A 19,669-nucleotide genomic window follows, 5' to 3' on the forward strand; every position below is an offset into this window, starting at 1 on the left:
CTAAATTTGATTAAAAAAACAGTTAAACTCTGAAAACAAAGATATGGCTATATTGGGGACATTGCTAAAAAAAGGCATCAGATTAAGGAGCGCATTGGAGCAGGAATTCAGTTCCTCTTTGGAGATCCAAAAGAATGAGCTGAGAAATTTAATGATCAAAGCCAGGCATACCGAAATAGCTAAAAAATATCATTTTGATCAAATACTGAAGTTCTTCAAAAAAGAAAACGGCGATTTTTACCAAGCTTTTTCAAAGAATATACCCATCTACAATTACGAAAAGATTTATGAGGAGTGGTGGCACCGGTTGAAAAATGGAGAGAAGAACATCACTTGGCCGGGTGCTATCCAATATTTTGCGCTGACATCGGGAACTTCTGGTGCTTCTTCCAAATACATTCCCATCACCAAAGACATGGTCAAAGCCATCCGTAAAGTTGGTGTACGACAGATGTTAACGCTTTCAAAATATGATTTGCCTGACAATCTTTTTACCAAGGGAATTTTGATGCTGGGAGGCAGCACAGATTTGGATTTTAACGGGACTTTTTTTTCCGGAGATCTCAGTGGGATTACCACAGGAAACCTTCCGATTTGGTTCCAGCGCTTTTATAAACCGGGAAACAAAATCTCTAAAAACAAAAATTGGGGAGAAAAACTGGATCAAATCGTTGAAGAAGCCCCGAACTGGGATATTGGGATCATCGTAGGTGTGCCTGCCTGGCTTCAGATCCTACTGGAAAAAATCATCCAAAGATATCAGCTCAAAACCATTCACGACATCTGGCCCAATTTGATGATTTACGTACATGGAGGAGTTTCCTTCGAACCTTACAGAAAGGGTTTTGAAAAGCTGTTGGAAAAGCCCCTTGTCTATATGGAAACCTACTTGGCTTCCGAAGGTTTCTTGGCCTATCAAGCCATCCCAAAGCAAAGGTCCATGAGATTGGTGCTGAATCAGGGGGTTTTCTTTGAGTTTATTGCATTCAATGAGAAAAATTTTAATGAGGAAGGAGAGTTACGCGAAGATCCCCAAACCTTTAAAATCGACGAGGTGGAAGAAGGTGTGGATTATGCACTGTTGATCACGACCTGCGCAGGCGCATGGCGGTATCAGATCGGTGATGTGATTCGATTCGTTTCCAAAGAAAAATGTGAAATCGTCATCACAGGAAGAACAAAGCATTTTTTGAGTCTTTGCGGCGAACATCTTTCTGTGGACAATATGAATCATGCCATCGAACTGGTTTCGGAGGAACTGAATTTAAATGTCCGTGAGTTTACGGTTTTGGGACTTGCACATGAAGGGCTTTTTGCGCACCATTGGTTTGTGGGAACCGACGACTCCGTTAGCAAAGAAGATCTATTAAAAAGGATTGACTCACATTTAATGACCCTGAATGACGATTATGGGGTAGAAAGACAACATGCATTGAAAGCTGTTCATTTAACGGTTCTTTCACCCTCTATTTTTTACAATTGGATGAGGGAACAGGGAAAAGAGGGAGGTCAAAACAAATTTCCCAGGGTGCTAAAAGGAGAAAAAGCAGAGGCATGGCTTTATTTTTTGAAAGTAAATAATATTGATTTATGAGCCAAGCTTTGTTAGAAGGTTTGAGTATGGGCATGATATTGTCCGCTATGATCGGTCCGGTCTTTTTTACATTAATCCAGAGCAGCATCGAAAGCGGTTTCAGGTATGCAGCCATCGTAGCGCTCGGGATCTTTACCAGTGATTTGCTTTATGTGGTGATCACTTATTTTGGGGTAAGCTTATTTGTTCAAAACCCGATGTTCGAAATTGTATTGGGTTATTTTGGTGGGGTCGTTTTGATTGGATTCGGAGTCGTTACTTTTTTTAAAAAGGCGCCTTTAAGACCCAATTCCGGAGGCATTCCCATCGCCAAACCACTAAAAAAGATGGGGTTTCTGAAGGGTTTCGGCATCAATGGCATCAATCCATTTGTTTTGCTTTTTTGGATCTCAATCGCTGGACTTGTCAACCTCAAGTCGGATTTCCGGAAAGTGGACGTGTTCGTGTATTACACCGGCTTATTGCTGACGGTATTCAGCATTGATTTATTGAAAGCCTATATTGCAAAGCAGATCAGGCCTTTGGTTACGCCCAAGGTCATGAAAAACTTAAATAGGGTGACAGCAGTTGTACTTGTAGTTTTCGGAATGCGATTGTTTAAATATGCTTTTGATAAACACTTATTATTAATCTGATATTTATGAAAACAAACGACAAATCAAATCGATTTTGGTTGGTGTTAATTTTGATGGCGGTCAGTTTTGGATTTGCCCATGCCCAGAATGAAAGGGGAGCGACAGAATTCAATCAGACCCGTGTGGATTACAACAAAAAAGGAATGCTGATTCTGGGTTTGTGGGCTGCTGGAAATATGGCTGTAGGTGGGGTAATGGCCGGTAGGACAAGCGGTGAAACAAAAGGTTTCCATCAAATGAATATTTATTGGAATTCGGTCAACTTGGCCATTGCTGGTTTTGGGTACTACCAAGCGACCAAGGAAATTCCCAACTCGGAATTTTGGGCAACAATGGAGGCGCAGCAGGGGATAGAAAAAATCCTATTGGTCAATGCGGCGCTTGATGTGGCTTATATGGCAGGAGGCTTGTTTCTTTTGGAACGGGGGAAAAGGTTGGAAAAAGACCAATTCAAGGGTTTTGGCAAGTCTATCGTGCTTCAAGGAGCTTTTTTGATGGGATTTGATGTGGTCATGTACGTTTTTCATAACCAGAACGGACAAAACCTTCCCAAGATTTTCAATAAACTGGAATTGACTCAGAATGGAATTGGTCTGGTCTTCCCACTTTAGTTTTTCCATTAAACCCTTGTTACGCATTACCAATTTTATTCTAATCTGAAATTCCTAAAAATCAGTGAGTTGTCAACTTTTTTTGACTTCGCCAAATCTCGGCGCTACGCATCATTCTCCCAATAGCCTGATTTTCTTTAAGTTTTAGGCCCAGTAGGAAACGGAATGCATATTTCTGGTTGAAATACCGAATTTGGGATTCTATGTTATTGGTTATTGGTTTTAAAAAAAAAGACCCCAAATTTTAAATCAAAAAACCCTCAAAGCATGAGGCTTCGAGGGTTTTTTAATGTTTTATGGTGAAAAAAATTAATCCACCAAATATTTATTTACAGGTACGTAAGGCGCATTGAAAGCCTGAGCCACACCTTCGAAAACAATGTCTCCGTTGATGATATTCAAACCAGGGATCAACTCTGGGTTTTCCTGAGCTGCTTTTTTCCACCCCTTATCCGCCAATTGAATGGCATAGGGTAGTGTCGCATTGGTCAGCGCCAAAGTCGAAGTATAAGGCACTGCACCCGGCATATTGGCCACACAGTAATGCACCACACCTTCTATCACGTAAGTTGGGTTTTCATGCGTAGTTGGTTTGCATGTTTCGATGCAACCTCCTTGATCCACAGCCACATCCACCACGACTGCTCCCTGTTTCATGTCCTTCAACATGTCTTGGGTGATCAAATGTGGAGCTTTTGCACCAGGGATCAAAACTGCTCCGACGATCAAATCGGCATCTTTAATCATTTCCCTGATGTTGTATTCATTGGACATCATGGTTTTTACATTTGCAGGCATCACGTCTGCAAGATAGCGCATCCTTTGCAGGGAAACATCCATAATGGTGACGTCAGCTCCAAGACCGGCGGCCATCCAAGCTGCTTGTGTGCCCACGATACCACCGCCAAGAATAAGTACTTTGGCAGGCAAAACACCTGGAACACCACCAAGAAGGATACCTCTTCCTCCAAGTGGTTTTTCAAGGTAGTTGGCTCCTTTTTGAATCGCCATTCTACCAGCTACTTCAGACATGGGTACCAAAAGGGGTAAAGACCTATCTGTTTTTTCAACGGTTTCATAAGCCAAACAAACAGCTTTGCTCGCGATCATCGCCTTGGTCAAAGGCTCATAGGAGGCAAAGTGAAAATAGGTGAAAAGCAATTGACCTTCCTTGATCAGTTTGTATTCTGGCTCAATGGGTTCCTTTACTTTGATAATCATTTCGGCAACACCGTAAACCTCTTCAATAGAAGCGAGTACCAAAGCACCTGCCAGTGTGTAATGCGCATCTGTAAATCCGCTACCTTCACCTGCATTGTGCTGAACATACACGGTATGTCCTCTTTTGACAAGTTCTTTTGCGCCTGCAGGGGTGAGGGCAACCCTGTTTTCATTGTTTTTTATCTCCTTTGGAACACCGATTATCATAAAGTTGTAATTTGGGTTATTAAATAGTGTGCGTAAATATAATAAGGGAATCCATTTTCAGAACACAATCCGATCACTTATTTTGATTCAAATAGGAAATCGGGACCTATTTGAAATTTAATTTTATTCAAGTACATTTAACTTCATATTATTTCAACTTTTAAAGTTTAATGAGGAATAATTCCGACAGTTTTTAAATATGATTTAGCCTTTGTTTCCGTTGGCGGAATGAATTAATTGTATTTAAAAAAAACCTTGAATTATTTAAAATCAAAATAAAATTTTGTTTATGTAATTTTTAAGTATTTTAAATAAAATTTATCTTCAAAAAAATTCACAATCATTCTGTCTGGAGCTTTGTTAAAATAGCAAATTTAATTATTTTTGAAATACTTGCACAAAGCGTGCAGTAAACCCAAATTAACTTTTAGTTCATCTAAACATGACTGTAGTGGCAACATTATCAAAAAACAAAAACCTAAAAGTGCTTGATAAAGAGCAACTTCTGAAAGATTACCGTTTGGCCCAAGTGAGCCGTCAAGCTTCCCTGATGGGGAGAAAAGAGGTTTTTATGGGGAAAGCCAAGTTCGGGATTTTCGGTGATGGAAAGGAAATGGCCCAGATAGCAATGGCAAAACACTTCAAAGCTGGAGATTTTCGCTCGGGATATTATAGAGATCAGACTTTTATGCTCGCCATAGGTGAGTTGACGATCGAAGGGTATTTTGCACAGTTGTACGCACATACAGATGTAAAGGCCGAACCAGCGTCTGCAGGAAGGTTGATGAACGGGCACTTTGCTACCCGTTTTCTCCATGATGATGGGACGTGGAAGGAGTTGTCTGCAATGAAAAACTCTTCAGCGGATATTTCTCCCACTGCAGCCCAGATGCCAAAACTTTTGGGATTGGCCTATGCGTCGAAATTATTCCGTCAAAACAAGGAAATCCAACACCTCAAGCAATTCAGTAATCATGGAAATGAAGTGGCATGGGGAACTATTGGGAATGCCTCTACCTCAGAAGGTATGTTTTTTGAGACGATCAATGCGGGCGGCGTGCTACAAGTGCCAATGGTCGTATCGGTTTGGGATGACGGGTATGGAATTTCTGTTCCAAATGAATACCATACCACAAAAGGGAGTATTTCTGAAATATTAAGAGGTTTCCAGAGAAATGACGACCAAGCTGGGTATGAGATTTTTGTGGTAAAAGGTTGGGATATAGAAGGTTTGGACCGAACCTATGAGAATGCCGCAAGGATCGCTCGGGAAGAGCATGTGCCGGTATTGATCCATGTGATAGAAATGACCCAGCCTCAGGGGCATTCCACTTCCGGATCCCATGAAAGGTACAAGAGCAAGGAAAGACTTTCTTGGGAATTGGAAAACGATTGTATCCTAAAATTTAAAGAGTACTTGATCAACAAAGAGGTTGCAACCGAAGAAGATCTCGATCGTATAGAAAAGGAAGCCAAGACTTTCGTGAAAGAAGCGAAAGAAAGCGCTTGGAAAGCATTTGCTGGAGGGATCAAAACGGAATTGGAAGAAGCTGTGAGTTTAATCAAGAACCTTCCTTCCACATCAACCAAATTCGTACAAATAGCAGAAGAACTAAACAAAACGCTCAATCCAATCAGGAAGGATGTGATCAGTACGGTACGAAGAGTCTTATGGATGCTTCGTAGTGAACCGGAAAGCATAAAAACGGAACTGAGGACTTGGTATCAAAATCAGCAAGCCATCAATGAAGATCGTTACAGCAGCCATTTATACAGTCAGTCTGAAGATAGGGTTGGCAATATACAGCCCATCGCGGTTGAATATGCCGATGATGCTTCTCTGGTCGATGGCCGTGAAATACTCCAAGCCTGTTTCGATAATTTACTTGCCACAGATCCGCGGTTTTTTGCCTTCGGCGAAGATGTCGGTAAGATCGGAGATGTCAATCAGGCATTTGCCGGATTACAATCAAAATTTGGCGAATTGAGGGTAACCGATACCAGTATCCGGGAATGTACCATTATTGGGCAAGGAATAGGAGCTGCTTTGAGAGGATTAAGGCCGATGGCCGAAATTCAATATTTGGACTATTTGTATTATGCGCTTATGACCTTGGCCGATGATCTTGCCTGCTTGCAATACAGGACAAAAGGAGGACAAAAAGCACCTTTGATCGTCAGAACCAGAGGCCATCGATTGGAGGGGGTTTGGCATGCGGGCTCGCCGATCGGAATGATTTTGAATTCCCTCAGGGGAATGTTGATCTGCGTACCGAGGGACATGACCCAGGCGGCAGGAATGTACAATACCCTAATTAAAGCCGATGAACCGGCATTGGTGATTGAGTGCCTGAATGGCTATAGACTTAAGGAGAAAATGCCTTCCAATATTGGAGAATTCAGGGTTCCATTGGGTAAACCAGAAGTGCTCAGGGAAGGAAATGACATCACTGTGGTCACTTATGGATCGATGTGTAGAATCGTCATGAGTGCAGCGGAAGAATTGCTGCAAATGGGGATAGACATAGAGGTCATTGATGTGCAGACATTGCTGCCATTCGATACCGATGGGATGATTGCAGAATCGTTGAAGAAGACCAATAGGGTTTTGTTTACTGATGAGGATTTGCCAGGAGGAGCTTCTGCATTCATGATGCAGCAGGTGATAGAAGGCCAAAAGGCATTCTATTATCTTGATTCTGAGCCAGCCACATTGGCGGGAAAGGCACATCGACCAGCGTATTCTTCCGACGGAGATTATTTCTCAAAACCATCAGTGGAAGATGTCGTGGAAAAAATATATGAAATGATGAGTGAAGTGGATCCCATAAGATTCCCGGAAATTTAAGTAATAGCCTTGCACAAAAAAAGACCCATAAAATATTTTATGGGTCTTTTTTTGTGCAAGGCTATGAAACAATCCTGATGATGCTTCGAGCTGGATCTGTTTTAACCTGTTTTATGCATTGGGAACACAATTCAATATTGTAATTGACTGGTAATCAATTGGGTATTTGCTATTTTTAACTGCGCCCTATTGGTATCGGAATTTGTTCTCCCAATCGTCTGATTTTCTTTGAGGTTCAATCCCATTTGGAAACCTATATTAGGTTTTGGGTTTAAGGGATTCCCAAAAAAAAAATTCAGTTTCACTCAAAAACCTACCTTCTTGAAATTTGGGAAAGGGTTACTTCAGGACTGGATACAATATTGCTTTTGTTGAGCGCTCTGTCCTGAATCTGAACATCTATCCTTATGGTGTCATTTCTGAATAGGGATTGCCAACCAAAGGAGAGCATTGAATACCTGATGGTGCCTTCCACAGCCTGGGTATTGTTGTTGTTCAGGATCCTTGGGAATCGACCGTTGAAGGTGGTGTAAAATGGGGGATTTTCCCAGCGAAATTCACTGAATACCCCATTTCGTTTGATAAAGAATTTAACGAAGATATTGTTGTGATTTTGATTTTGTTCGACCCAAACGGTATCCCGAACGACAATATTGTTGACTGTGGGATTGACTGCCCAATCTATTGGGTTGAATTGAGGAGCCTCTGAGGGACGTTTACCGTAGAGAATCAGCGCTCCTGTATTGTCCCTTTTGAATTCCAAGGCATTGAAGGGGGGATCCACATCCGTTGCATTGAGTCCAAGATCTCCTTCGGCATCCTTGAAAGTAATGGAGACAATCAAGGAGTCGGAGCTATTGGTGGAAACAAATTCCATACCCTTAAAAGCCACTTCTGGAACGGAGGGGAAATTATCCGGTGGGGAAATGCATGATCCCAGCAGGATTAAAAACAATAAATTGTAGGTAAAATTTTTTACACTCATCATGCTCCTCTAAATTTACAAGAATTCTGGCAATTGTAAAGTTGTTCAATTTTGCCAAGACAAATTATAAAACGATGAATTATTTCAAAAGTTTTTCCGAGAGATTGCTTCAAATGGATTTTGGTGATTTCCAAGATCGAGCTTTGGAGCTTTTTGAATTTCAAGCGAGGAACAACCCCATTTACAAGGCTTATATTGACGCCAGGAAGATAAACCTGGCTTCCGTCACAACCATAGAGGAAATTCCCTTTCTTCCGATTGGTTTTTTCAAGGAACATCAAGTGATCAGTGGGAGGCCTAAAGATTCAGAGGAGTTTTATTCCAGTAGCGGAACCACCGGAATGATCACAAGTAGGCACTATATTTGGTCTGAGGAGTTTTATCTTGAGCATTCCTTGCATCTGTTTGAGCGGGAATATGGATCCATTAAGGATTTTCATGTTTTGGCATTGTTGCCTTCTTACTTGGAAAGAAAAGGAAGTTCCTTGGTCAGGATGGCCGATTACTTTATTCAGGAATCCGGATCTGCGCATTCAGGATTTTATTTGTACAACCATCAGGAATTGGTCGAAAAACTCCATTTCCTTAAAAGTGGAGAAAGGAAAGTTCTGCTGCTTGGGGTTACTTTTGGTTTATTGGATCTCGTGGAAGGTGGACATGAACTACCCAAAATGGACAATTTGATCGTAATGGAAACGGGAGGCATGAAGGGGAGGAGAAAGGAAATGATCAGGGAGGAAATCCATCAACTGTTAAAAACCGGTTTTGGATTGGATTTAATCCATTCGGAGTATGGGATGACGGAATTGATGTCACAGGCCTATTCAAAAGGGGATGGTAAATATAATTTGCCGCCCACCATGCGCGTTCTTATCCGGGATGTCAATGACCCTTTTTCTTGGTCCAACAGAAGTCAAGGAGGTGTCAATATTATTGACTTGGCAAACTTTTATTCTTGTGCCTTTTTGGAAACACAGGATTTGGGTAGAATCGACCCGGATGGCATGCTGGAGGTTTTGGGAAGGTTTGACAACAGCGAGTTGAGGGGCTGTAATTTAATGCTGAATTAATTTTGTATTCAATTAGTAAATAAACATATTTGATATTAGAAATTTAAAAAGTATGAAAAGATTAGCAATTATAGTGTTAGCAGCTGGAATAATGGTACTTAGTGCATGCGCTTCAAGTAGACCTTGCCCTGCTTATTCAAAGGCGTTGGATTCAAAGGAAGTAAAAGTATAAAAATATGCTGACCGTCAATAGTCAGCATATTTTTTTATATCCTCTAAGGAGATTGTTTTTTCTCCTAGAATCACCAATCTTTCCACAACATTACGCAGTTCCCGAATATTTCCAGTCCATGGAAACTCCTGGAGTTTTTTGATGGCTTCCTTGGAAATTTCTTTCTTGGCCGTTCCATATTCTTTTGCGATATCATCGAGGAATTTATCCACCAATAGCGGAATGTCTTCCTTACGATCCTTCAATGGTGGCACCTGTATGAGGATCACACTCAAGCGGTGGTAAAGATCCTCCCGAAAATTTCCCTCCTCTATTTCTTTTTTCAGATCTTTGTTGGTTGCCGCCAATACCCGCACATCCACTTTGATGTCTTTGTCCCCGCCGACACGCGTAATTTTGTGTTCTTGGAGGGCACGAAGCACTTTGGACTGGGCCGATAGACTCATGTCGCCTATTTCATCCAAAAATAAGGTTCCATGATCCGCTTGTTCAAATTTACCCTGTCTTTGCTTCATGGCAGAGGTAAAGGCTCCTTTTTCATGACCAAAAAGTTCACTTTCTATCAATTCAGAAGGGATCGCAGCGCAGTTTACCGCCACAAATGGAGCGTCAGAGCGATTGCTCTTGCTGTGAAGCCAATGGGCGACCAATTCCTTGCCGGTGCCGTTTGGACCGGTGATCAGTACCCTAGCTTCCGTTGGCGCAACTTTCTCGATGGTTTCTTTCACCTGTTTGATGGCCGGTGATTCTCCGACCATATCGAATTTTTGGGAAAGTTTTTTCTTAAGGACCTTGGTTTCTGAAACCAGGTTTTTCTTGTCCAATGCATTGCGGACCGCCAACAAAAGTCTGTTGAGATCCGGTGGTTTGGAAATAAAGTCGAAAGCTCCTTTTTTGGTTGCTTCTACCGCAGTTTCAATGCTGCCGTGTGCGGAGATCATGATGAATTGGGGCTGTTTTTCCAATAGGGCAACTTGGTCCAGAACGTCAATGCCATCCATTTTGGGCATTTTTATATCGCACAGAACAAGGTCAAACTCTTCTTCTTGAATCATTTTCAATCCTTGCTCTCCGTCTTGGGCTTCGAAAATTTGGTATTTTTCATATTCCAAGATTTCTTTTAAGGTAGCTCTGATGACTTTTTCATCATCTATGATCAGAATTTTCGACATAATTTCCTGGATTGTTTTAAAGTAAAAGTGCAAGCCTGTAAGCCGGGTTCTGTTTCCCGCAAAACGGGACACTTGCCATTTATCTAGGCCAGAACTCGCGCTCTGGCTCAATCGATCTACCCACTCCGGTTTCCCGTATCGATAAAAATATCGACATGGGATTGGACGAGCAGCCCTTGGACCGGAGCCTATTTGATCTTTCAACCCATAAGGTTTGCCTTGCCCCCTTCATCACTGTCGGGGCGGTGGGCTCTTACCCCACCTTTTCACCCTTACCCGGTTTAGGTTTTCACCAGACCCGGGCGGTATATTTTCTGTGGCACTGTCTGTAACCTTGCCGTCACCAGCAAAGCTCCTTCCCGTTAGGAAGTATGGCGCTCTACGTTGCCCGGACTTTCCTCCCTCTTCTTTCGGTGGTACCAAAAGAAAACAGCGACAAGTCGGCTTGCACTTCGCAAATAAAAGGATTTTATTCCAATGCGCTGCAAGTGTCTTTTTTTTTTCAAATTTTGTTTCGGTCAAAAAGGTGGAATAGGGGAAGTCGAACCTTCTAAATTGAAGTGGATTGATGAAATCTATATTTTTTGGGGTTTGAAAGAAAAATCCAATTAAAATTACTCAATCCTTATTTGGATTAAGTTTAAATAGATAATAGATTTGCATCATTATTTAAATTAAATCCAAATAACAATAATGGATTGTTGTATGAAATACATTTACACAGTGCTCTTGGCGGTGGTTTTGACTCCACTCATATTTACCAATTTCTCCCAGGCAACTGGGTTAATCTCCAATGAAAATGAAGGAAAATCAGTTTCCATTTCCGGGAAAGTAACCTCCCTTGATGGAGAAACCATTCCTTTTGCCAATATTTTGGTGTTGGGGACAGTTAAAGGCACCTATACCAATTTGGATGGGTCTTTCCAGATTTTTGATCTCCCAGACGGGGATTATTCGATCAAAATCTCTGCCGTTGGTTTTAAAAGCTTTACAAAAGAAGTGAATGTGACATTGGGCCAATTGAATAAACTCGATTTGGTTTTTGAAGAAATCGGTGTAGAAATGCCACAAATCACCGTCATCGCAGATAAGGATAGGATTTTCAGTAGGGTTCCGGGATCAGTTTCCTATATAGATCAAAAAGAATTGAAAGCACTCAATCCGATTAGTGGAAATGAAGCGATCAGAAGATCCCCGGGGGTACATGTTGTGGATGAAGAAGGTGTGGGCATGCGGGTCAATATAGGGATCAGAGGTTTGGATCCAGACAGAAGCCGGTCCGTATTGGTGATGGAAGATGGAATTCCCGTTGCTTTAGCACCTTATGGAGAGCCTGAAATGTATTATTCTCCAGCCATTGATCGGATGACGGGAGTAGAAATTCTCAAAGGATCTGGACAGGTACTTTATGGTCCACAAACCATAGGTGGTGTGGTAAATTACATCACAGCCAATCCGCCCCAAGAAGAAGAAGGAGCAGTCAAAATTCAAACAGGGGAGGGTGGATATTTTTCTGGAATGGTTTCCTATGGCAATACCTTTGGGAACACTGGAATTGCCGTAAATCTTTTGAAAAAACGCGCAGATCAAGTCGGTTACGTTGGATTTGATATCACCGATTTTAATACAAAATTACTATTTAACATCAACCCCAAATCAAGTTTGGGTGTAAAGCTTGGGATTTACAATGAAACTTCCGACGCTACCTACATTGGGTTGACCCAAACCATGTTCGATGCTGGAAATGAGGATTTCACAAGAATGGCACCAAATGATCGCTTGGATGTCAGAAGATATTCATTGAGCTTCAGCCACCAATATGATTTTAACAAGAATGTCAGGTTGAAAACAACTGCATTTGGATATACGACCACCCGTAATTGGAACCGGCAGGATTTTACAAGAAACACCAATTCAAACAATCCGCCGGCCAACTGGACGGGCGTTACTTGGGGGGATACGGCTGTTCCCGGTGGAGCGGTTTTCATGAGAAATTCCACAGGAAACAGAGACAGGCAATTTGAGGTTGCAGGATTGGAACCTCGACTGGAGATCGATTACGACTTGTTTGGAGCCAAAAATGAATTGATCGTTGGTACCCGTTTTCTATATGAAAGAGCTTATGAGCAAAGAGTGAATGGTACCAAAGTGGGTGTTCAGAGTGGCAATTTGGTGGAGGATGAAATCCGAACAGGATATGCACTCAGTGGATATGTACAAAATAAAATCAATGTCACTGACAAATTATTGCTGAGCGCCGGGCTCCGGTTTGAAAACTTTGATTACGAAAGAGACATCAACAGGAGAAGCTTTCCGGGCATTGGGGTCAGGGATACAGTTTTGATGGCGGGAAATGCCATCACTGAAATCATTCCAGGTATTGGTTTCAACTACAAACCAACCCAAGTAATTAGCGTCTTTGGAGGAGCCCACAGGGGATTTGCGCCGCCAAGAGTGAAGGATGCCATTTCTAATGTCGGTGAAATATATCAGCTCGACGCTGAGAAAAGCTGGAACTATGAACTCGGATTGCGCACGGATATCAACAATTGGATTTTTGTGGAAATGACCGGATTCTTCATGGATTTTTCAAACCAAATCATCCCGGTTTCCGAATCCTCAGGTGGACTGGGGACGGGCTTGGTGAATGGAGGAGCGACAAACCACAAAGGAATTGAAGGTGCTGTTGTATTTGATTTGAGTAGGGTAATTGGAATGAAAAAAACCAAATTGATGTATGATTTCAATGCCGCCTACGTAAATGCAAGTTTTTCAGAGGATAGATTTCTCGAGGAGGTCAATATCTCCGGAAACAGAACGCCCTATGCTCCACAGTTTTTCATCAATTCTGCTTTTACTTTGGAAACCCAATCTGGTTTTGGGGCCAGGTTGAATGGGAATTTTGTAGCAAGTCAATTTACGGATGAATTGAATACGGTAGCATCTAGCTCTTCTGGAGAAATAGGTCAGATCCCTTCTTATTTTGTAATGGATGCCGTTTTGAATTATAATGTTGCGAAATGGAACACCAATTTTAATCTTACGGTAAAAAACCTCACTGACGAAAGATACATATCCAATAGAAGGCCTCAAGGAATCAGACTTGGCCTACCGAGATTTGTGACTGCCGGTTTTGAATTCAGGTTTTAAAAAAAAATACTCTGGTGACAAACAAAATTTAAACCTGTGGGTTAGGTATTAGAAGGCTTAATGCTTTTCTTCATAGTGCTGGGTTGAACCGTTCCAAGAAATTGGAACGGTTCTTTTTTTGCCCAATCCAATTTTGGAAATACCCTCGTATATGCTTTAAAAAAAATGGAACGCACAAGAAATTTAAAACTGAATATTTTGCTTTTGACCTTAGTGTCGGGTCTTTTGTTTTTAGCTTGCTCGGATGATAAAAAGGAGATGGAGCCAATGCCTGTCATAGAGACGATCTCGGGAACAGTTGCATTCACCAATATTGGTGCCAGGGCATTTGTATTCACCGCAGTGACAGGCTCTGGAATCAGTACCGATCTCAACGTGGAAAATGCACCTCTAACATTGAAGATCGGAAGCAGGTACCAGTTTATCAATAATGCAGGAGCGGGACATCCATTCCAGATTTTAGGCATTGGCAATACCATTTTGCTATCACAAAATAATGTTGAGGGGACTCTTGAAAAGGATAATCAGGTCAATTATCAGGTAGATGGAATGAACATCACTTTCACACTAACCCAGAATTTGGCCGTCCAAATTGCTCCTTATATCTGCGGCAACCATTCTTCCATGTCCGGAAGAATAAATGCGGTAAATTAATACAAGGCTTGGATAATTTTTAAAAGGCCAAGATCCACGGATCTTGGCCTTTTTGGTGGTTTTTGGGTAAGCTGAAAAAAAGCAATTTTGTCAGGAGCCTAAATAACCTCCCACAATGATTATATTTGCGGTCGACTAGAAGAGGATTAAAATGATATTGGTAGGAAATGCTGTGATTAGTGATGACATCAAGGAACAGTTTTTTGTCTGTGACTTGGAAAAGTGCAAGGGTGCTTGTTGCGTTGAGGGAGATGCTGGTGCACCTCTAGAAGACGAGGAAACGAGGATCCTTGAAGAAATTTATCCCCAGATCAAAGACTATATCACGGAGGAAGGAAGGGCAGTGATCGAGAAACAAGGAACCTGGGTGTTTGACAAAGACGGAGATAAGGGAACGCCTACTATCGGTGAGAACAGGGAATGCGCATATGCTTTGTATGATGAAAGAGGAGTCTTAAAGTGTGGGATTGAGCAAGCATATTTAGATGGAAAAACCACTTTCAAAAAACCCATCAGTTGTCATCTTTATCCCATCAGGATCAATAAATATGATGAGTTTGAAGCCTTGAATTACGACAGATGGGATATATGCAGTGCCGCCTGCGTTCTGGGGGGCAAATTGGGTGTACCACTTTACATTTTCCTGAAAGATGCACTGATCCGTAAATTTGGAGAATCTTGGTACGGCGAATTGGTAAAGGAAATAGAAGGATAATAAAAAAAGAAAATTTTATTTTTATCCAATCCCAAACAGCTGGGCACAATAGCTTTTTGGCTAAAACCAAACAAAATCTTCTGATGAAATCAGAAGATTTTTCCTCTTGAGACAGGTTGGAATCAATTCTAGGGATTGTCGTAAGCCTCTTTGATCCAGTCAAATAATTCTTTGTCGGCGTATTTTGTTTTTGTCAACTGTACCTTATGGATGTAACCTGTCGGTAAGGTTTCTTTCCTTGAATTTCAAACCGAGGATGAGGCGGGTTTTGTAGCATGTTTTCGCAGGGCGAACTGTCTTTTTTGGAGTTGCGGTAGTTTCATTCCCGAATCATTGGATTTTTTGAAATCAATCTTCGGATCTCCATATACTATTGGACTTTAGTGTATTACATCACACTGATCCAGTGTCCAAGTGAATGCCCTGCTTTCTGGAGAAGGATTTATTCCAAATATAGAACAGGGAAATTTTGTGACCGAATTTATGGAAAATTTTACTCTTCGAACTGAATTGAACGGTTCAATTACAATTTAACCGGGGTCTTGCCTTACAAATCCCAATCCAACCTGAATTAATTGATAATCAATTAATTGGTGCTGATTTTGACTTCACTATATCGGTTATAAGCCCAGTTCTCCAAATAGTCTGATTTTCTTGTAGTTTCAAGCCCATTTGGAAACCTAAAACACCTTTCAGATTTAAGGATGTTTGTTTTTTGGAATCGTGTACATACATCACATTATTCGCCTAAAAAATCTTGATCTACAGAATTAAGAAGGGAATTGGAGGGTTTTTTTAAAAAAAAATCACGAATCGAAAAATACAGGTTGCGTGAATATCAATAGTATTTGCCAAAAGGAAGCTTATTTCCCTCTTGGTAAATACCATTGAGAATCCCATTAATTCCCTGAAGAACTGGTTCTTTTAATGACGGCAAACAAGATGGAGACTGCTGCGACTACCAATAGCAAATGAATGATAGCGCCAATGCTGTAAACAAAAAAACCAATTATCCAGCTGATGATGACGATCACAGCGATCAAATACAATAAAATTCTCATTATGAATGTGGTTAAGTTTTAAACAAGACTTCCTGCTGGATCTAATCCTGCAGGAAGTCTGGGTTTCCCAAATGTTAGGGGTTAATCTTTTTTCTTGAAATTATCTTTGATGTACTCGATTTCCTCAGAAGCTTGTTCTTCCAAAACTTCAAATTCTTTTTCAATTACTTCTTTTTGGTCTTCTGCAGCATCTCTGTACTGGGTAGCCTTATTTTCCATGGCTTGAAGTTTTGCGTCTAACTTTGCGGTAAGATTGTCAAATTCTTTTGCCATGGTGCCAGCCCTCAGATTCTTTTCGTTTTTCAATTCCATCAATTCTTTTTCCAGTTTTACTTTTTCCTGAATCAGATCTTCATAAGTAGTGGAAACCAAAGCAGATAATTTGGACTGGTCATTGGTCACGATGAGCGTGTCATCGTTGGTGGTGCCATTGTTTGATTGCTCGCAAGAAACGAGCGCAAACATTAGTGCGGCGCTTAAATAAATTATTTTTTTCATGATTTTGCTGGTTTGGATTGTTGTTTAACCAAATTTTAAAAAGAAATGTGATTCTGTAAATAAGCGAAATTCACCTATTTTGAATTGCAAATTACGACCATCTTGGCATGGTAATCCTTACACCTTTTTTTAAAAAATTGCATAATTCTATGGTGATGCATCTATTTACATCAATAATATTCTTAAAAAAAAATTATTGGTATTTTTCAATCCTTTTAAATAACGCAAAAAATGCCCAAGGAAGGCCTTTTTACTGTTCAAATTCACTGGGCTGCTTTTTATCTTTTCAAAATCAATCTTCCTGGATTTTCAAGGTTTCAATTTTGATTCATACAAATCGATCCAAGCCTGAACTGTCATTTTACCTGAAAGCTGCCCAATGAGTTCGTATGGGATCTGATCTGTTTTTTTGAATCTTATACAGCTTTTTCCCATGTCCAATTTGAGTTTGCTGTGTTTTGGATATTCCCCAACAAACCATTCCAATAAATTTGGATCCGCATAAATCCCCATGTGATAGACAGCGATAAACCTCTTTTGGGAGGCAATTCCCATAAAAGGGACAGGTAATTTTGGATCGCAATGGTAGCCAGCAGGGTAGAGAGAATGGGGGACTACAAACCCAATCATCCCGTAATTGAGCATTTCTTCAAAGCCTTTGGGAAGATTCGAAAGGATGGTCTCCCGAAGTTTTTTCATTGGAATTACTCTGTCCTCAGGGATTATGGAAAAGTATTCTTCGATGGAGCTGGCATCAAATTGCATAGGTCTGGTTGCTTGTATAGTCAAATTTGGGAAATTATTTCAGGATTGCTATGCTGGAGAATTCATTATTTGCTTTATTGTTGTAAACCAAAAGTTTTCAATAACATCCATGGAGCTTTCCCACTTTGAAATTTAAGTGTCATTGGATTTTCAATTGCGAAGAGAGCACCCAGTCCGGTTTTTATCCCTTTTCATTTTTTTCAAGTGAGATTAAAATTGAACAGGGTCAATTTATGGAGATAAGGGTGCTTAGATTATTTGTTTCTTGATTTTTTTCAAACAAAGGTTTGACTATCGGATTTAAACTTCCTGCTTTTTAATGATTTCAATATGCAAATCACACTTTCAAAACCAATCTTATGCCTTACATTAGCGTAAGATTAGTATATGAAGTTAAAAATAAACGCATCATGACCAACAATGACATCATCCGAAGTATTCGGTACACTTTCGATTTCAGCGATTCCACAATGATTGAAATCTTCGGCTTGGCTGAATTCCCTGTTACCAGGGCTCAGGTTAGTGATTGGTTAAAAAGTGATGAAGACCCCGAGCACCAAAGCCTTCACGATAAACAGTTGTCGCTCTTCCTAAATGGACTGATCAACTACAAGCGTGGCAAAAAGGAGGGTGAACAGCCAGTCGCAGAGAAAAATCTAAACAACAATATTATTTTTAGAAAACTGAAAATCGCATTGAACTTAAAAGATGATGAGGTTTTAGATATTCTTGATTCGGTGGACATGCGCATCAGCAAACACGAGTTGAGTGCTTTTTTTCGCAAACCGGAACAAAGCCAATACAGGCAATGCAAGGATCAAATCTTACGGAATTTTCTTCACGGCATGAAGTTAAAATATAGGGAAAATCAAGATTAACATGAATCCAATAAACGCTTTAAATTCAAGGACACCTTTGATTACAAGTCTGTTTTCAGAAATTAATCCCTTCGGAATCTACTTAGTTTTTGGAATTTTTGCGTTTTTGAAATTGGGTGGGCTTAATAAATTCAATTGATTTGTTTGGTCTTCTTTGCGCATGCAAATTTGATTCAATCCTCAACCAAGTATCAGAGCATACAAAGTCTGCCAAAAATCCCAAAATGAAGAAAGACCAGTCGAAAATATCGATCAAAGATGTTGCAAGGGAATTGGGACTTTCCATTACGACTATCTCTTTTATCATCAACAATAAGGCAAAAAACCGGATCAGTGATGAGGTCATCAAGAAGGTAGAGGATTACATTGAAAAAGTGGGCTACAAACCCAATGCTTCTGCCCAAAGTCTGAGAACTGGGAAATCCAATACCATCGTGTTTATGGCAGAGGATATATCAGATCCCTTTTTTTCAACCATTGCCAAGGAAATGGAAGACTTGGCCTTCAACAATGGATACAAAATCATTTATTGCAGCACGGAGAACAAGAAAGAAAGAGCCTTGGAATTGCTTTCCACATTCAAGGACAGACAAATAGATGCCTTCATCATTACACCACCGGAGGACTTTGAGGATGAAATCAATGCACTGATCGCCGAAAATAGAAAAATAGTGCTTTTTGACAGGCATTATAATGACCTGAATCACAATTATGTGGTTCTTGACAATTACAAGAGTTGTGGAAAGGCGGTAAAGTCTTTGTTGGAGGAGGGGTTTGAAAACATAGCATTTGTGGGATTGGAATCCAATCTTTCACCCATGAAGGAAAGGCTGGAAGGTTATCTGGATGCAGTCAAAAACAATCAAAAGCATCCAATTTCACTTCTAATTAAATTTGACGAGGTTAAGTCCGCAAAGGGAAAACAGGTTTTTGAGAATTTATTGAAGGAGCACCCAAACATCGATGCAATTTTGTTTTCGACCAATAGTTTGGCAATAACAGGGCTGCGGGTGCTGCGGGAAGTGGGAAAAAGACTACCTGAAGATATTGGCGTGATTACTTTTGATGACAGGGAATTGTTTGAACTCCATTCGCCCCCGATCAGTGTGGTTTCCCAACCTGTTTCTGAACTGGCAGAGGAGCTTATAAAAGGCACTTTGAATTTGCTCAAATCAAGATCCAAAAGCCCTAAATTGTTTCAGGTCAGCCTTCCAGGGAAATTGATACTCAGGAAATCCTCTATGTTGGAGTCGGGTGCTGCATCAGGGAAAACCAAATAGGCGGGGAGTTTTAGTGGAGTACATTTTTATTTTTCTCAAAGTTGTAATTATTTTTTCCATGACTTTGATGTTTGTAATAGACTGATTTTTAGTTTATTATGTCGGTTTTGATTGTTCTCCTTTTCATTTTCATTTCCAGAAATGGGTATGGCT

General features: G+C 40.6%; 16 protein-coding genes and 1 other RNA gene. 10 read left to right on the forward strand and 7 right to left on the reverse strand.

Annotated elements, in window-relative coordinates; translation table 11 throughout:
• The first annotated feature begins 43 nt into the window (after positions 1-43).
• From Q7J63_RS11980 to Q7J63_RS11990, 3 genes are read left to right on the forward strand one after another with little or no spacing between them, the layout of a single operon-like run.
• Positions 44-1,594 carry a GH3 auxin-responsive promoter family protein gene (locus Q7J63_RS11980; RefSeq protein WP_304886382.1) on the forward strand — a complete coding sequence of 517 codons (1,551 nt, stop codon included), beginning with the start codon at positions 44-46 and terminating at the stop codon, positions 1,592-1,594.
• Positions 1,591-2,229, forward strand: coding sequence for a LysE family translocator (locus Q7J63_RS11985; RefSeq protein WP_304886384.1), 639 nt, complete (start codon positions 1,591-1,593; stop codon positions 2,227-2,229). Before Q7J63_RS11980 ends, Q7J63_RS11985 begins: the two co-directional genes overlap by 4 nt.
• A 5-nt stretch (positions 2,230-2,234) precedes the next feature.
• On the forward strand, positions 2,235-2,840 hold the full coding sequence (locus Q7J63_RS11990) for a hypothetical protein (protein WP_304886386.1): 606 nt from the start codon (positions 2,235-2,237) through the stop codon (positions 2,838-2,840).
• 309 nt (positions 2,841-3,149) lie between these two features.
• Here Q7J63_RS11990 and ald read toward each other — a convergent pair whose 3' ends face one another.
• The gene (gene ald / locus Q7J63_RS11995; RefSeq protein ID WP_304886387.1) at positions 3,150-4,268 is read right to left on the reverse strand and encodes an alanine dehydrogenase; all 1,119 of its coding nucleotides are present in this window, start codon (positions 4,266-4,268) and stop codon (positions 3,150-3,152) included.
• A gap of 442 nt (positions 4,269-4,710) precedes the next feature.
• Here ald and Q7J63_RS12000 point away from each other — a divergent pair, with 442 nt between their 5' ends.
• On the forward strand, positions 4,711-7,116 hold the full coding sequence (locus Q7J63_RS12000; RefSeq protein WP_304886389.1) for a thiamine pyrophosphate-dependent enzyme: 2,406 nt from the start codon (positions 4,711-4,713) through the stop codon (positions 7,114-7,116).
• A gap of 313 nt (positions 7,117-7,429) precedes the next feature.
• Here Q7J63_RS12000 and Q7J63_RS12005 read toward each other — a convergent pair whose 3' ends face one another.
• Positions 7,430-8,104 carry a hypothetical protein gene (locus Q7J63_RS12005; protein ID WP_019597178.1) on the reverse strand — a complete coding sequence of 225 codons (675 nt, stop codon included), beginning with the start codon at positions 8,102-8,104 and terminating at the stop codon, positions 7,430-7,432.
• A gap of 71 nt (positions 8,105-8,175) precedes the next feature.
• On the opposite strand from Q7J63_RS12005, the gene Q7J63_RS12010 reads away from it, so the two are divergent.
• Complete coding sequence (locus Q7J63_RS12010; protein ID WP_304886390.1) at positions 8,176-9,171, forward strand: acyl transferase; 996 nt, start codon at positions 8,176-8,178, stop codon at positions 9,169-9,171.
• Between the two features lie 186 nt (positions 9,172-9,357).
• Here the strand turns inward: Q7J63_RS12010 and Q7J63_RS12015 are convergent, their stop codons facing one another.
• On the reverse strand, positions 9,358-10,515 hold the full coding sequence (locus Q7J63_RS12015; protein ID WP_304886392.1) for a sigma-54 dependent transcriptional regulator: 1,158 nt from the start codon (positions 10,513-10,515) through the stop codon (positions 9,358-9,360).
• Between the two features lie 22 nt (positions 10,516-10,537).
• An RNA gene (gene rnpB / locus Q7J63_RS12020) (RNase P RNA component class A) lies at positions 10,538-10,967 on the reverse strand.
• Positions 10,968-11,220: 253 nt separating this feature from the next.
• Between rnpB and Q7J63_RS12025 the strand changes: the two genes are divergently transcribed.
• From Q7J63_RS12025 to Q7J63_RS12035, 3 genes are all read left to right on the forward strand, one after another.
• A complete protein-coding gene (locus Q7J63_RS12025) occupies positions 11,221-13,665 on the forward strand; it encodes a TonB-dependent receptor (RefSeq protein ID WP_304886393.1) in 2,445 nt (814 codons plus the stop codon).
• Between the two features lie 165 nt (positions 13,666-13,830).
• A complete protein-coding gene (locus Q7J63_RS12030) occupies positions 13,831-14,319 on the forward strand; it encodes a hypothetical protein (RefSeq protein WP_304886395.1) in 489 nt (162 codons plus the stop codon).
• Positions 14,320-14,470: 151 nt separating this feature from the next.
• Positions 14,471-15,034 (forward strand): DUF3109 family protein, encoded by a 564-nt coding sequence (locus Q7J63_RS12035; protein WP_019597171.1) that lies wholly within the window; start codon positions 14,471-14,473, stop codon positions 15,032-15,034.
• A gap of 899 nt (positions 15,035-15,933) precedes the next feature.
• On the opposite strand, the gene Q7J63_RS12040 is transcribed toward Q7J63_RS12035, so the two are convergent.
• From Q7J63_RS12040 to Q7J63_RS12050, 3 genes are all read right to left on the reverse strand, one after another.
• A complete protein-coding gene (locus Q7J63_RS12040; protein WP_019597168.1) occupies positions 15,934-16,095 on the reverse strand; it encodes a lmo0937 family membrane protein in 162 nt (53 codons plus the stop codon).
• 81 nt (positions 16,096-16,176) lie between these two features.
• The gene (locus Q7J63_RS12045) at positions 16,177-16,593 is read right to left on the reverse strand and encodes a hypothetical protein (protein ID WP_304886397.1); all 417 of its coding nucleotides are present in this window, start codon (positions 16,591-16,593) and stop codon (positions 16,177-16,179) included.
• Between the two features lie 309 nt (positions 16,594-16,902).
• A complete protein-coding gene (locus Q7J63_RS12050) occupies positions 16,903-17,358 on the reverse strand; it encodes a DUF1801 domain-containing protein (RefSeq protein WP_304886436.1) in 456 nt (151 codons plus the stop codon).
• 410 nt (positions 17,359-17,768) lie between these two features.
• Here Q7J63_RS12050 and Q7J63_RS12055 point away from each other — a divergent pair, with 410 nt between their 5' ends.
• Positions 17,769-18,236: a DUF1456 family protein gene (locus Q7J63_RS12055; RefSeq protein WP_304886438.1), complete on the forward strand. Its 468-nt coding sequence runs from the start codon at positions 17,769-17,771 to the stop codon at positions 18,234-18,236.
• Positions 18,237-18,460: 224 nt separating this feature from the next.
• Complete coding sequence (locus tag Q7J63_RS12060) at positions 18,461-19,516, forward strand: LacI family DNA-binding transcriptional regulator (protein ID WP_304886399.1); 1,056 nt, start codon at positions 18,461-18,463, stop codon at positions 19,514-19,516.
• Positions 19,517-19,669: the final 153 nt, after the last annotated feature.

Source organism: Rhodonellum sp. (genome assembly GCF_030656585.1).
In the GTDB taxonomy this organism is placed as follows: domain Bacteria; phylum Bacteroidota; class Bacteroidia; order Cytophagales; family Cyclobacteriaceae; genus Rhodonellum; species Rhodonellum psychrophilum.